This is a genomic window from Blautia sp. BIOML-A1 (assembly GCF_009883055.1).
In the GTDB taxonomy this organism is placed as follows: domain Bacteria; phylum Bacillota; class Clostridia; order Lachnospirales; family Lachnospiraceae; genus Blautia_A.
In genome coordinates this window covers 173,920-187,079 of the sequence record NZ_WWVR01000001.1, presented here as the reverse complement: position 1 = coordinate 187,079, position 13,160 = coordinate 173,920, and the positions used below count along the sequence as shown (strand labels likewise).

The window sequence follows — 13,160 nt, the reverse complement described above, 5'->3', positions numbered from 1 at the left end:
TTTTTATGACTTTAACGGAAAATTCAGAAACAGATAAAAAGCAGGTTCAAAAAATGTCTTCATAGACCCCTGCTCTGCTTCTACCGCTTTCCTGAGTGCAGATAATCCACCGCCTTCTTTTGCATTTTTCACTGGCGGTTCACCATCATTGGTAATCTGGATCTGATATCCTTCTCTGTTTTCTTTCATATTTACATAAACTATGCTTCCGTGTGCATGACGGGCACAGTTTGTCACACATTCACGGATTGCCTTATCTGTAAGAAGCCTGTAGATTGACTTCTCCGGATAGCTGCCCCGGATCTGAACTGAAATTCCAAGTTCTTCTGCCTGTTTTTCTGTATCTTTATACTGCTCTTCCTCGTTCTTGACGGTTGTGCCGGTAAGAATGTAGACCAGCTGTTTCAGTGCTTCCAGCTGCTTTTCCATGTTTTCCGGTTCTTCCTTCTTTTCCAGGATTCTGCGGATTGACAGAAGACTTCTGCCGAAGCTGTCATGTATCTTCATTTTCATAGAAAGCGTTTCCTGCTCACGTATTTCATCGCCTATCTTTTCATACATTTCTTCCAGCTTTCGATTTAGAAGTTCCAGCTTTTCATTGTTTCTCCTGATTTCTTCACTGTTGTGATAAATTTCAGATACATCAACTGCCACCGTCTGGATGTATCCTGTAAAAGAAGCCTCTTTCAACTGATACTCCTGAAACAGCCAAACAGAACCATCCGGGAAATAAAACACATTACTGTCCGAGCTTAATTTCCGGACCGGCTTCTTCACAGAATCTGCCTTCAGTACGCTATGTAGCGTATGATAATTCTGCAGACAATTTCCGATAAGCACTCTGCTCAGTTCCTGCATCTTAATGTTACACAGGATAATACGTCCCAGAGGATCTGAAATACAGACACCACAGGGAACATTATTCACTGCCTCATGAACCGACCAGGGAGACAATACATTTCTGTATTCCTTCAGTTCTCTGCAGAGTGCCCGGATAAGATAAACTGCCAGAAAAATTACAAGAACTAACATTATATCTGCCGGAAATAAATAGAACAACGGTCTGTATCTTTTGTCTCCCATGCTGCAGCGGTGATCATTCAAAAGTCCCGTCATAAAAAGAAACGAAAAAAACAATTCGGCAGTGCTCACCAATATCTTCTCTTTCCCCACCAGACTCATAATTCTAAAAATCAACAGGATCAATTCAAGGATCAGACAGATTTCCATGAGGATCATGATAATATCCTGAAGTATTATGCTGCTTTCTACGAAACCGGGCATCGAATAAACCATTCCTGTTCCTCCTCCTGCTGTATCAAGAGCTCCGGCCTCTCTGTCAGATAAATATGAATATCTTCCTGACATGCACATACGACATGGACGGAAATCTGCAGTTTTTTTTCGATCTGAGTCACGCGGAAAAAAACTGAAGTCACAACATCAAACAGTTGCTCTGTCAGCCATTCAAAAAATTCATAACATTTCAGGACATCATCTGCATGGAGTTGTTTTTCTTTGTCCTGCACAAAATAAGCTGCACGGACCTTACATAACTTCAGACTTTCGCAGGATTCTGCCAGACTTTGCTTCAGGTCCTCCATGGTCAGTTCATCCTCCTGTGAACTGTACCTGGTCAGAATCAGATTTTTCCAGCGTTTCAGATACGTTCCCACTACTACTACTTTGCACAGGATCCTGTCATATTCTTCCCTGGTTTTCGCCTGCTCCAGACTTTTCATATATGTTGAAAGCAGTTCATACTGTTTTAAGGTCTGACTCTGTATCATATTTAAAAGCCGGTTCTGTTCTTCTGTCTTTCTCCGCTCAGCCTCTTTTTGATAAGCTTTCTGCAAAAGATGATTTCGTGCAGTCAGTTCTTCCTGCTGCTCCTGGATATCCAGATACTGATCCAGAAGGACAGAGATATCTTCTGCCCAGAACAGGTGTCCGCCTTTGACCGGAATATGCCTGATCTGTGTGCCCTGCTCCTGAACGGTTGATTTTGCAATGATACACTCCCGCATTTCCCTGGACAGTCTGGGAAATTCTCCTGAGTAATAGTAGCGTTGAAAAGAATTGTCCGTTATTTCTGCATGAAGTCCACCCGTTGCCTGAAACAGTTCAAAATAACGACTGTTGACAGGTATCAGCCCGCACAGGATACAGCTCTGAAAAATCGCCACCATAAGCAGACAGCAGACAGCGGTCATATCTCCTGCAATGCTCAGAATAAAAGGTACACGAAGAATATTGCAGATATTCCAGCCGAGGAGGAGAAGCCCTGGAATGATCGGCAGCCAGAACTGTTTCCTTCCGGGAATCCTGCTCTTAAAAACAAGTATTACTTCCATTGCCGCCAGACAAACTATGATCCAAAGCTGGATCACAAAAAAAATCTTTCCATAATGATAGTTTTCATCTGAATACGGCGGTTCCATCAAAAAGCGAAAAACCTGCTGATGCAGATCATTGGTAAGGACACATACAATCAGTACTGCTGCCGGTAACAACAATGCAGTACTGATTTTTTTTATTCTTTTTTCCTCTCTTTCTTCCATCAGCAAAGTGGCTGTCAGTCCCAATGTCGGGATCAATATCATCGGTACATAATACAGATACCAGCATATATGTCCCCCCAGTGGATCCTGAAAAATATGATATTTTATTGTGCGCAGGAAAAACCAGAATACCATCATGCAGCCAATCGCTGTCAGATACTGACGCATACTTTTGTGCACGACATGCTTATTCAGATAAATAACCCAGGCACAGTATATTCCCAGATAAAGGCAGGTACGAAGCTGATCTGCCAGTGTTCGCAGAAGATAACTCTCCGGTCTCAGCATTCTGCATATGTATGCCAGCAGGACACACAGCAGAATTGTCATACAGGATAAGGTTTTCTTTTTTTGGTAAGGCATTTCAATCCCTTTCAGCCAGAATTATTTATTACCATTATACACCAGAGTCTGAATCTTGGGCAATCAGAACTTACCACTGCTTCCACCGTGAGACCTTCCGGAAGAGCTTGTATGTGAAGAACTTCCGCCTGAAGAACCGGAGGAACTGTCCTTCTCATTTTTGATTGTTCTTTGCGTAACAATTCTGTTGACAAAACTGTCCGTCGATCTTCGCAGCGACAAGGAACCACTGCGTTCATATGCTTTCGCTGACTCCTGTTTTTTTACAGATTTCAGATTCCTGGATTTTCCTTTAACGATTCCAAAAGAAATCAAAAAAGCAACAATCAAATCTGTGTATAACCAAAAGGGAGAAACCTTCCCCTTTGGCATATTGTCGACATCATAAGGTTCACCGGTTGCTGCCTGTGTCAGGAAATCATCGCACAGATCTGCAAAACATTCAAATGCCTTTGCATACTCTCCACTGCTGAGTTTGCTTCGAAATTCGCTGCTGATATAATCAAGACCTGCATCTGTAAAAGCTACGGTATGACAGTAGCCATAGGTTGTGATCGCCCACTCTCTTTCTCCCATACTCACCAGAAGCAAAAGGCCATCATCGTTTTTTCCATAGCCATAGCCATTATAATCATAGTAATCATCTGCATATGCCTCGGCTGTTTTACCCTCCAGTGAATTGACTGTAACAACAGCAACCTCATTCTCCTGCCTCTGACTAATCTCTTCAAGCTTATTTATAAGTGTGCTGCTCTCTTCTTCACTAAGCAGACCGGCTTCATCTACAAGAAGCGACTTCTGACGTTCTGTCGGAATATCAGGAATCTCAGAGGCCATCACCGGAAATATCAGAACAAATATCCAGAGAAGCGAAAACAGGCAGCACCATATTTTCTTTTTTGTCTTCATTTCACCTGCTCCTTCCTGCTACAGAAATAGTTAGCTTGCCATAAATAAACACTTCAGGCCGTACAATACGCCCCAGATCAGAAGTGTACGGATACCTACAGATTTCCAGAATCTTGATCTGTCTATTGGAAGATCACCGACCATTTTTCCGGTCTGACCATTCATTGCAAAAATAAATTGCTCTCCCTTCCATGTCGTATTCAGAAGCCATACCGGATACATGGCATACCAGTAACTCGCGTTATGGATCTGCACATTTCTGTCTTTTACACTTACTCCGCCATTATATCCCCGCACGGTCTTCCGAAAAGCCTGTTCAGCGCAGACGCTGATTCTCTCACGGGCTCTGTCTATCCGTTCATCCACATTCACATCATAACGGTCAGCAAGGTAGCCTGCCAGATAGGCCTGCTGAAATGGTACAGCATCCTTAAAATCATAGGGTTCAATAGATTCCATCAATGTATCATCCATTTTTCTGGAACCATCTGCCGGAACATGATCGAAACTTATCGTTCCTTCACGATAAACCTGATAGATCTCACGAGTTGTATACTCCGTGTCACCGCTTCTTGAGACATGGACTTTTTCTGCCTCATATGTTATCCGGGCATCTGCATCTGCATCAAACAGCCAGAATGGGATATATACCCCCTTAATCTCATCTACATGGTTTTCTTTTTTGAATACCTTCGGAAGATATTTCTTGCCTTCCAGATGTTTATAATACTTCTCTTTTGCGGCCTTCTTATCCAGTTTAAACGGAATAATATAGTCCGGCTTCAGATCACCGGCAAACTGACCCTTCATCGTTATTTTATTATTGCAGAACGGGCAGGTCGTGGCTCCTGTCGTTTCATCGGCAACAATTTCACTGCCACAGGACTGACAACTGTAAACACGCATACCATTGATCTCATCATTCTGCCATTCTCCGGTGCTCATAGAATGCCAGTTTTCTTCAGAATCCGTCTGTGTATCTTCAGATTTCTGTGTACGCTGAAATTCTTCGACCGTCATTTCCGTATCACAGTACGGACACTTCATATGTTGAGATTTTGAATCAAATACCATCGCACCACCGCAGGCTGGGCACTTATATTCTATAATATCAGACATATTCTCTTCCTCCATATACCGGTGCAGGAACACCTGTAAGTGCTGACACGATCTGGTTTCCAAGCTGTTCATACTTCATCATTTTGGCACGTTCCCAATCTTCTACAGAAAAAGTATTCAACTGAAAATCCATATCATCAAACCACGGTGTATTGACACTCAGTTTTATCTTATAATCATAGGAATATGTGTACCTAGGCGGCACATAAGATCTTGTTTCTCCGTCCTGATCTGTATATTCCTCTTCCTCCCGCTGCTCATCAATCTCCAGCCGGCATGAGGTTATTGCTGACAATGGCACGATATCCGGGTTATTCTGCTCACTCATGTTAAATGCCACAGCAAACATCCCTTTGTTGTCATCTATAAATACATGATATCTGTCCCCTGAAAACTCACGTGTAATCTTAAAATTTCGTACTGCATTCTTGTTTTCTTCTCTGTAATCCAGCTGCTCTTTGATATCATCTATGGTGCTGTGACGCCTCTCCTCAAACCACGGTGAAAGTTTTCCTGCACACTTCTTGCACAGATTACCATTGTCCAGCTTCCGGTTCCCCAAAATACCAATCTTCTCACCGCAAATGTCACAATTCTTTTTGTCAAATAATCCCATACCCGAACCCCCTTCCATCAGAGAAACATATTACTGTTCACAGCAGCTTGGTCTAAACCTATTCCACCACTAATTTGTCAAAATATACCTTAATCGTCCAGTCCATAGAATCATCATCTTCTTCTGTCTCAGCATCAGCTTCTTCTGCATCCAGACCGTCACCTGTCGTGAAACATAATTTACCATCTTCCAGCAGATAGAATCTCATCGTATCTGTACTGAACAAAGAATAGTCCTCAGAATCATCGTCATCCTCTTTCTCTGTTGTGGCATTTAAAATCAATGCATTTTGATCCAGTTCACCCTCAAGTTCAATTGTCGTTTCCGTTCCGCCCTCTGTTGTTACAAGAGTTGCTTTGCCACCTGAAATAGTAACATCCAGTTTCATGTCAAAAAGTGTTCCTGTGGGTACCTGCATTCCAAAAGCAGACATCAGTGTGCTGTTCCATTCGCCATCAAAATCTTCGAGTTTGACATCCTCAAGTGCTTTCCCAGGTTCATAAGGTACATATTCCTCTTTTTCCTGTCCCAGAGTCATCGTCATCCCGTCCAGATCAATGGATATAGTTCCATCTGAATAAACACCTTCCATAACTTCGTCATCTGAAGTTATAACAATGTTATCACCGTCAATCTTCCACTCAAACTCATCAACGTCCGGTCCTGACTCCTCAGAGGAAGTTGTCACTTCGCCTTTGCCGCCTTCCTTGATCTCCATTGACATCTCCATCATGATCGCACCTGGGTGAAATACATTCAGACCGTCTATGGTAAGACTGTTGGCATACCACGTACCAACCACATCCTTATCGTCCAATGCATAGACATTTACACACACCAGACCCGCCATCATAACACCCAGCACACCCATCATCCAAAATCTCATTCTCTTACTCATAAACACCGCTCCTTTCTCCTTCTTATATTTGTTATCTACTCCTCCATTTTTTTTCAGAAATCTTTCCTTCTTATTTGTTATTATACACAATATTTTCATCTTTTCACTATCACTTCTGACAGTAATCGTGTTTTATTTGAATATTTATTATTGAGAGCTTTTTGCATAAAAAAAGAACCAGAGACTCTATACGAATCTCCAGTTCTTTCGGTTTTATCCAACCAACACACTCCCCCACACCACCACACGCGTGGCCGAGAGGGGGAGTGTGAGGGGGACATGCGGCCTTCGCGTAACTTCGAGCCTGTCCCCCTCACGGTTTTACTTATCTCTCCAAATAATACGTCCCTTGGAAAGATCATACGGAGAAAGTTCAATAGTAACTTTATCTCCAGGAAGAATACGGATAAAGTTCATACGCAGCTTTCCGCTGATATGAGCCAGTACCACATGCTTGTTTTCCAGTTCTACTTTGAACATTGCATTAGGCAGCTTCTCCAATACAGTACCTTCCACTTCAATTACATCTGCTTTAGACATTATAAACCTCCTGTGTCATCTGTCATTTTGTAAGAGTCAGAATTTCCGGTTCTCCATCCGTGATCAGAACAGTATTTTCATAATGTGCTGAAAGAGATCCGTCCATAGTTACAACTGTCCATTCATCATCCTCCCACGCAACATCTGCGCGTCCCAGATTGATCATCGGTTCAATTGCAAGTGTCATACCTGGCATCAGTTTGATGCCTCTGCGCTTCTGCGGGAAATTCGGGATCTGCGGATCTTCATGGAGATGTGTTCCGATTCCATGACCAACCAGGTCACGAACGATACCATAGTTGAATTTCGCTGCATAAGCACCGATTGCCTTGGAAATATCATTCAGATGATTTCCTGCTTTTGCGAATTTTATACCCTCAAAGAAGCTCTGCTTTGTCACTTCCATGAGCTGTCTTGCTTCCGGTGAAACCTCACCTACTGCATAAGTACGTGCAGCATCCGAATGGTAACCCTTGTAGATCAGTCCGGCATCGATCTTGACAAGATCGCCTTCCTGAATGATTTTGTGTCTGGACGGGATTCCATGTACTACTTCATCATTAAGACTGATGCAGAATGATGCGGGAAAGCCCTGATAATTCAAAAAGTTTGGAGTGCAGCCCATAGAGCGAATCATATCCTCACCAATACGGTCCAGTTCTTTTGTGCTGATTCCCGGCTTAATATGAGAAGCCAGTTCATCATGAACCTTTTCCAGTAAATGGCCGGCATGTCTCATAAGCTCAATTTCATGTTCTGACTTAATAGAAACTGACATTTTTTATTCTCCCAAGATCTCGACGATAGCCTGGAAAACTTCATCCAGGGAACGAGTTCCGTCTACTGTCTTTAATACGCCCTGCTCTGTGTAGTAATCGATCAACGGCTGTGTCTGCTCATGGTAAACCTTCAGACGTTTGGAAACAGTTTCCGGCTTGTCATCGTCACGCAGTACCAGTGCTTCGCCACAGGTATCGCATACGTTCTCTGTCTTCGGTGCTGCATATTCGATATGGTAAGTAGCACCGCATTTCAGGCAGGCTCTTCTGCCAGACATACGATTGACAATATTTTCATCCGGAACATCTACATCGATTGCATAGTCGATGCCGCTTCCCAGTTTCTTAAGAGCTTCTGTCAGGCATTCTGCCTGAGGAATAGTTCTCGGGAAACCGTCCAGTACATAACCATTTTTTGCATCGTCCTGCTGAATTCTGTCTACTACAAGATCACAGGTTAATTCATCTGGTACCAAAAGCCCCTGATCCATATATGTTTTTGCTTTTTTTCCTAACTCAGTACCATTTTTGATGTTTGCACGGAAAATATCTCCTGTGGAGATGTGCGGAATCCCATATTTTGCGGCAATTTTCTTTGCCTGAGTTCCTTTTCCTGCACCTGGTGCACCCAACATAATAATTCGCATAACAAATACCTCCTTTTTCTTTATGAAGCCATATATTGCAGGCATCCAGAGGATGCTGCCTGTACAGAAGAAACTTGTTACTGTTCACTCCGTTCACAGTAACTTGGTCAAAATGCATTCCAAATCACCTTCGGTGGTGGCATTTTGCCCCGTATGTCTCGGGATTTTGCCATATCCCTGGCAAAACACCTCGCGGGATATTACCTGTGAACAGTTACAGAAACTTCTCCTGTACCAAATCAAGGCTGTGACGCTTTCGCACCACAACCTTCATTTTTAGTTGTTCAGGAAGCCCTTGTAATTGCGGACAAGCAACTGGGATTCAATCTGTTTCACAGTTTCAAGTACAACACCTACAACGATGATGATAGATGTTCCACCGAAAGAAACATTTGCCCCAAAGACTCCGTTAAAGAAGAACGGAATAACTGCCACAATGATCAGACCTACCGCACCTATAAATATAATATAATTCAGCATTTTAGTCAAATAATCTGATGTAGGTTTTCCCGGACGGATACCCGGAATAAATCCACCCTGCTTTTTGATATTATCTGCAACTTCCAGTGGATTGAATGTAATGGAAGTGTAGAAATATGCAAAGAATACACATAAAACTACGTATACCAGCAGACCCCAGCTGTATTTAATCTGAGATGGATTACACCAGTTACTTGAAGAGAGACCTCTCAGAATTTCACTTCCAATGCCGGTTCCATTTGCTTTTCCAGCAAACTGTGCGATAACACCAGGGAATGACATAATGGAAGAAGCAAAGATGATCGGGATAACGCCGGCAGTGTTGACTTTCAGCGGAATGTTGGTGGACTGACCACCCATCATTTTTCTTCCCACCATCTTTCTGGAATACTGAACAGGAATTCTTCTCTCTGCTCCATTAAGAATAAGGACAAATACTACTACAACAAGAATAATTGCAAAGATAATAAGTCCTGCAAGTGTTCCTTTTGCAATTGTTTTCCCCTTAATAAAGTTCTCATAAAGAGTTGTCATATCACTCGGAATACGAGAAATGATATTTACCGCAAGTACGATAGAAATACCATTTCCAACGCCCTTCTCTGTAATACGTTCACCGATCCACATTAACATTGCAGATCCGGCTGTCAGACTTACGACTACAACAATTCCCTTAAGCACGGTCATATCATGTACGATATTTCCACGGGCAAATCCGATAGTCATGGCAATGGACTCGAACAGTGCAAGTCCGATTGTGACATAACGGGTAATCGCTGTCATCTTCTTTCTTCCCTCTTCACCATCTCTGTGCATCTCCTCCAGAGCAGGAATTGCAATTGTGAGAAGCTGAATGATAATGGAAGAAGTAATGTACGGTGTAATGTTCAATGCGAATACGGACATGCTCTCAAAAGAGCCACCGGTGAATGCATCAAAGAAATTGAATGCATCACCGGTATTACTCCGAAACCACTGTTTGAATACATCACTGTCCACACCCGGAATCGGGAGCTGTGAACCGATACGGATGATCAGGATCATCCATAAGACGTAGAGAAGTTTTCTCCGCATCTCTTTTACTCTAAAAACACTTTTAAGAGTTTCAAACATTAGATCACCTCTACTGTACCACCTGCAGCTTCGATTTTTGCTTTTGCGGTTTCACTGACAGCGTTTACTTTAACTGTAAGTTTCTTTGTCAGTTCACCATTTCCAAGAATCTTAACACCGTCTCCTGCTTTGGAGATTGCACTTGTAGCAAGTAAAGATTCAACTGTAACTTCTGCTCCGTCCTCAAAACGGTTCAGAACGTCAACATTGATTGCAATGATCTCTTTAGAATTTCTGTTCTTGAAGCCTCTCTTAGGAAGACGTCTGTATAAAGGCATCTGTCCACCTTCAAATCCCGGTTTCTTGTGTCCGGAACGAGCTAACTGTCCTTTATGTCCTTTTCCGGCTGTTTTACCGTTTCCAGAACCATGTCCACGGCCTCTTCTGAAGTTATCGCTGTGTTTAGAACCATCTGCTGGTCTTAAATTTGATAATTCCATCTTTGGCACCTCCTTTTATTATTTAAATACTCTCTGGATATCTTATGCTTCTTCTACCTTAACAAGATGCTGAACCTGCTGGATCATTCCTCTGGTTGCTGCATTGTCAGGCATTTCAACTGTTTTGTGCATTTTGGTAAGTCCCATAGCTTCTACAGTCTTTTTGTGTTTCGGAACTGCACCGATAGGAGACTTAACAAGTGTAACTTTTAATGTGTTTGCCATTATTTTGTCCTCCTTATGCCAGAATCTCTTCTACAGATTTTCCGCGAAGTTTTGCAACTTCTTCCGGAGTTTTCAGTTTGCTTAATCCATCGATTGTAGCCAGAACTACGTTCTGTTTATTTCTGGATCCCATACATTTTGTACGGATGTTTTTGATTCCTGCAAGCTCGATGACCGCACGCGCCGGACCACCGGCGATAACTCCAGTACCTTCCGGAGCACGTTTCAGAAGCATCTCAGCACTTCCGAATTTACCTACATAGTCATGAGTGATGGAATTGTTCTCATCTCTTGCAACTGTAACCAGTTTCTTCATAGCATCTTCTTTTCCTTTGCGGATAGCTTCCGGAATTTCAGCTGCCTTTCCTAAACCTGCACCAACATGTCCGTTACCGTCACCTACTACAACTAAAGCTGTGAAACGGAAGTTACGACCACCTTTAACAACCTTGGTAACACGTTTGATTGACACTACTTTATCTTCTAATTCTAACTGACTAGCATCAATAAGATTATGTTTCATGTGTCTTTTCCTCCCTTTTAGAATTTCAGCCCAGCTTCTCTTGCTGCGTCTGCCAGTGCTTTTACTTTACCATGATAGATGTAGCCTCCTCTGTCGAAGACAACGCTCTCGATACCTGCTTCAACTGCTTTCTTACCGATTACAGTTCCAAGGTATGCTGCTGCTTTTACATCATCAGTGTTTTCAAGTTCAGCTTTTACATCTTTCTGAAGAGTAGAAGCTGATACTAAAGTTTTACCTACTGTGTCATCAATGATCTGTGCATACATATGCTTGTTGGAACGGAATACTGCCAGTCTAGGAGTAGTAGCTGTTCCATTGATATGATGACGGAGTCTTCTATGTTTTTTCTCGCGAATTTCCGCTCTGGATGCTTTATTAATCATATTCTCACTCTCCTTATTTATTTCTTACCAGTCTTACCGACTTTACGTCTGATAACTTCATCAGCATACTTGATACCTTTGCCCTTATATGGCTCCGGTCTTCTCTTGTCTCTGATTTCTGCTGCATACTGGCCAACTTTTTCTTTGCTGATACCGGAAACGATGATCTTGTTTCCATCAACTTTGGATTCCAGACCTTCTGGATCTTCCATCTCTACCGGGTGAGAATATCCAAGTGCAAGAACAAGTTTCTTGCCCTGTTTCTGTGCTCTATAACCTACACCGTTAACCTCAAGCTCTTTTGTGTAGCCTTCGCTTACACCAACAACCATGTTGTGGATAAGGCTTCTGGTCAGACCGTGTAATGCTTTCATTTTCTTAAGATCGCTTGGTCTTGTAACTACTACATGACCATCTTCTACTTTGATTTCCATTTCGGTTGGAAGTGCTCTTTCGAGTGTTCCTTTAGGACCTTTAACGGTTACTACGTTGCCTGCAGCTACGTTTACTTCAACGCCTGCCGGGATAGCTACCGGAAGTCTTCCGATTCGTGACATAATATTGTCCTCCTTACTTAAATTGTCGGAGAGAAAAGATTTAATTTCTCTCTGTTTTCAGTGCATTGAACACTTAACAAGTACAGGCATAAGCACTGTACGAGTTTAGTGTGAAAGTACACCTCGACACTTAATGAGAGAGTCGATGCATCGCGTCGGCTGTCGAATTTAGTGACGATGGTGTTTCCTTCATCTATTAAAAATCTGCTCGCAGATTTTTTACCTTATTACCAAACAAATGCAAGAACTTCTCCACCAACCTGAAGTTTACGAGCTTCTTTGTCAGTGATCACACCTTTGTTTGTGGAAAGGATTGCAATTCCAAGTCCGCCAAGAACTCTCGGAAGCTCATCTTTACCAGCGTAGATACGAAGACCTGGTTTGGAGATTCTCTTAAGTCCTGTAATGATCTTGTCGTTCTTTGTCTCACCGTATTTCAGTGTGATGTGGATAGTTTTAAATACACCATCCTCAACCAGATCATATTTTGCAATGTATCCTTCGTCAAGAAGAATGTTTGCGATAGCGATTTTCATTTTGGATGCCGGAACATCTACTGTATCATGTTTTGCAGTGTTAGCGTTACGGATTCTTGTAAGCATATCTGCGATCGGATCTGTCATTGTCATGTTAGTTTCCTCCTAATTATTCACTCTTTTCAGACTTTACATGTACGTTAATTACATTTTTAGATTTGCACCACTTCCCTCAGCTAAATTCAACCTTCGTTTACACTCGGTTTCATTAAGATTCGGGAAGGACCTCGCACTAAATTCACTCTGCGCACAAGTGCTTGAGTTCATTAAGTTGCTTTCGGCCTACCAGCTTGCTTTTTTAACACCCGGGATCTGACCTTTGTAAGCCAGTTCACGGAAGCAGATACGGCAGATACCGTATTTTCTCAGGTATGCATGTGGACGTCCACAGATTCTGCAGCGGCTGTATTCTCTTGTGGAGAATTTCTGTTTGCGCTGCTGTTTGATTTTCATTGCTGTCTTAGCCAT

17 protein-coding genes are annotated in these 13,160 nt (G+C 42.5%); all 17 read right to left on the bottom strand.

Going from position 1 to position 13,160, the window contains the following annotated elements; translation table 11 throughout:
* Positions 1 to 3: 3 nt before the first annotated feature.
* Positions 4 to 1,296, bottom strand: a complete 1,293-nt coding sequence (locus GT674_RS00890) for an ATP-binding protein (RefSeq protein ID WP_243149007.1) — start codon at positions 1,294 to 1,296, stop codon at positions 4 to 6.
* Positions 1,269 to 2,924: a histidine kinase N-terminal 7TM domain-containing protein gene (locus tag GT674_RS00885; protein WP_161283931.1), complete on the bottom strand. Its 1,656-nt coding sequence runs from the start codon at positions 2,922 to 2,924 to the stop codon at positions 1,269 to 1,271. The genes GT674_RS00890 and GT674_RS00885 overlap by 28 nt, the downstream gene beginning before the upstream one ends.
* 63 nt (positions 2,925 to 2,987) lie before the next feature.
* Positions 2,988 to 3,833, bottom strand: coding sequence for a TPM domain-containing protein (locus GT674_RS00880; protein WP_161283930.1), 846 nt, complete (start codon positions 3,831 to 3,833; stop codon positions 2,988 to 2,990).
* Between the two features lie 30 nt (positions 3,834 to 3,863).
* A complete protein-coding gene (locus GT674_RS00875; RefSeq protein ID WP_161283929.1) occupies positions 3,864 to 4,952 on the bottom strand; it encodes a hypothetical protein in 1,089 nt (362 codons plus the stop codon).
* The gene (locus GT674_RS00870) at positions 4,945 to 5,568 is read right to left on the bottom strand and encodes a DUF4428 domain-containing protein (protein WP_161283928.1); all 624 of its coding nucleotides are present in this window, start codon (positions 5,566 to 5,568) and stop codon (positions 4,945 to 4,947) included. Before GT674_RS00870 ends, GT674_RS00875 begins: the two co-directional genes overlap by 8 nt.
* Before the next feature lie 58 nt (positions 5,569 to 5,626).
* Positions 5,627 to 6,466: a hypothetical protein gene (locus GT674_RS00865; protein ID WP_161283927.1), complete on the bottom strand. Its 840-nt coding sequence runs from the start codon at positions 6,464 to 6,466 to the stop codon at positions 5,627 to 5,629.
* Positions 6,467 to 6,787: 321 nt separating this feature from the next.
* Positions 6,788 to 7,006, bottom strand: coding sequence for a translation initiation factor IF-1 (infA, locus tag GT674_RS00860; protein ID WP_005428560.1), 219 nt, complete (start codon positions 7,004 to 7,006; stop codon positions 6,788 to 6,790).
* A gap of 22 nt (positions 7,007 to 7,028) precedes the next feature.
* Positions 7,029 to 7,784 carry a type I methionyl aminopeptidase gene (gene map / locus GT674_RS00855; RefSeq protein ID WP_161283926.1) on the bottom strand — a complete coding sequence of 252 codons (756 nt, stop codon included), beginning with the start codon at positions 7,782 to 7,784 and terminating at the stop codon, positions 7,029 to 7,031.
* A 3-nt stretch (positions 7,785 to 7,787) separates the two neighbouring features.
* Positions 7,788 to 8,432, bottom strand: a complete 645-nt coding sequence (locus GT674_RS00850) for an adenylate kinase (protein WP_161283925.1) — start codon at positions 8,430 to 8,432, stop codon at positions 7,788 to 7,790.
* Between the two features lie 276 nt (positions 8,433 to 8,708).
* Positions 8,709 to 10,025 carry a preprotein translocase subunit SecY gene (gene secY, locus GT674_RS00845; protein ID WP_161283924.1) on the bottom strand — a complete coding sequence of 439 codons (1,317 nt, stop codon included), beginning with the start codon at positions 10,023 to 10,025 and terminating at the stop codon, positions 8,709 to 8,711.
* Positions 10,025 to 10,465 carry a 50S ribosomal protein L15 gene (rplO, locus tag GT674_RS00840; protein ID WP_118698077.1) on the bottom strand — a complete coding sequence of 147 codons (441 nt, stop codon included), beginning with the start codon at positions 10,463 to 10,465 and terminating at the stop codon, positions 10,025 to 10,027. Before rplO ends, secY begins: the two co-directional genes overlap by 1 nt.
* Positions 10,466 to 10,507: 42 nt before the next feature.
* The gene (gene rpmD / locus GT674_RS00835; RefSeq protein WP_161283923.1) at positions 10,508 to 10,690 is read right to left on the bottom strand and encodes a 50S ribosomal protein L30; all 183 of its coding nucleotides are present in this window, start codon (positions 10,688 to 10,690) and stop codon (positions 10,508 to 10,510) included.
* Positions 10,691 to 10,703: 13 nt separating this feature from the next.
* Positions 10,704 to 11,213 (bottom strand): 30S ribosomal protein S5, encoded by a 510-nt coding sequence (gene rpsE, locus GT674_RS00830; protein ID WP_118252533.1) that lies wholly within the window; start codon positions 11,211 to 11,213, stop codon positions 10,704 to 10,706.
* A gap of 17 nt (positions 11,214 to 11,230) precedes the next feature.
* Positions 11,231 to 11,599: a 50S ribosomal protein L18 gene (rplR, locus tag GT674_RS00825; protein ID WP_161283922.1), complete on the bottom strand. Its 369-nt coding sequence runs from the start codon at positions 11,597 to 11,599 to the stop codon at positions 11,231 to 11,233.
* Between the two features lie 17 nt (positions 11,600 to 11,616).
* Entirely contained in the window at positions 11,617 to 12,156 is a 540-nt protein-coding gene (rplF, locus tag GT674_RS00820; protein ID WP_161283921.1) for a 50S ribosomal protein L6, read from the bottom strand.
* A 227-nt stretch (positions 12,157 to 12,383) separates the two neighbouring features.
* A complete protein-coding gene (gene rpsH / locus GT674_RS00815) occupies positions 12,384 to 12,785 on the bottom strand; it encodes a 30S ribosomal protein S8 (protein ID WP_161283920.1) in 402 nt (133 codons plus the stop codon).
* Positions 12,786 to 12,974: 189 nt separating this feature from the next.
* Entirely contained in the window at positions 12,975 to 13,160 is a 186-nt protein-coding gene (locus tag GT674_RS00810; protein WP_005424988.1) for a type Z 30S ribosomal protein S14, read from the bottom strand.

Coding starts and splice junctions, on each gene's coding strand:
- rplR (WP_161283922.1), bottom strand. CDS start 11,599: ATGATTAATAAAGCATCCAGAGCGGAAATTCGCGAGAAAAAACATAGA.
- infA (WP_005428560.1), bottom strand. CDS start 7,006: ATGTCTAAAGCAGATGTAATTGAAGTGGAAGGTACTGTATTGGAGAAG.
- rpmD (WP_161283923.1), bottom strand. CDS start 10,690: ATGGCAAACACATTAAAAGTTACACTTGTTAAGTCTCCTATCGGTGCA.
- GT674_RS00875 (WP_161283929.1), bottom strand. CDS start 4,952: ATGTCTGATATTATAGAATATAAGTGCCCAGCCTGCGGTGGTGCGATG.
- rpsH (WP_161283920.1), bottom strand. CDS start 12,785: ATGACAATGACAGATCCGATCGCAGATATGCTTACAAGAATCCGTAAC.
- secY (WP_161283924.1), bottom strand. CDS start 10,025: ATGTTTGAAACTCTTAAAAGTGTTTTTAGAGTAAAAGAGATGCGGAGA.
- GT674_RS00880 (WP_161283930.1), bottom strand. CDS start 3,833: ATGAAGACAAAAAAGAAAATATGGTGCTGCCTGTTTTCGCTTCTCTGG.
- GT674_RS00870 (WP_161283928.1), bottom strand. CDS start 5,568: ATGGGATTATTTGACAAAAAGAATTGTGACATTTGCGGTGAGAAGATT.
- GT674_RS00885 (WP_161283931.1), bottom strand. CDS start 2,924: ATGCCTTACCAAAAAAAGAAAACCTTATCCTGTATGACAATTCTGCTG.
- rpsE (WP_118252533.1), bottom strand. CDS start 11,213: ATGAAACATAATCTTATTGATGCTAGTCAGTTAGAATTAGAAGATAAA.
- rplF (WP_161283921.1), bottom strand. CDS start 12,156: ATGTCACGAATCGGAAGACTTCCGGTAGCTATCCCGGCAGGCGTTGAA.
- map (WP_161283926.1), bottom strand. CDS start 7,784: ATGTCAGTTTCTATTAAGTCAGAACATGAAATTGAGCTTATGAGACAT.
- GT674_RS00810 (WP_005424988.1), bottom strand. CDS start 13,160: ATGGCTAAGACAGCAATGAAAATCAAACAGCAGCGCAAACAGAAATTC.
- GT674_RS00850 (WP_161283925.1), bottom strand. CDS start 8,432: ATGCGAATTATTATGTTGGGTGCACCAGGTGCAGGAAAAGGAACTCAG.
- GT674_RS00890 (WP_243149007.1), bottom strand. CDS start 1,296: ATGGTTTATTCGATGCCCGGTTTCGTAGAAAGCAGCATAATACTTCAG.
- rplO (WP_118698077.1), bottom strand. CDS start 10,465: ATGGAATTATCAAATTTAAGACCAGCAGATGGTTCTAAACACAGCGAT.
- GT674_RS00865 (WP_161283927.1), bottom strand. CDS start 6,466: ATGAGTAAGAGAATGAGATTTTGGATGATGGGTGTGCTGGGTGTTATG.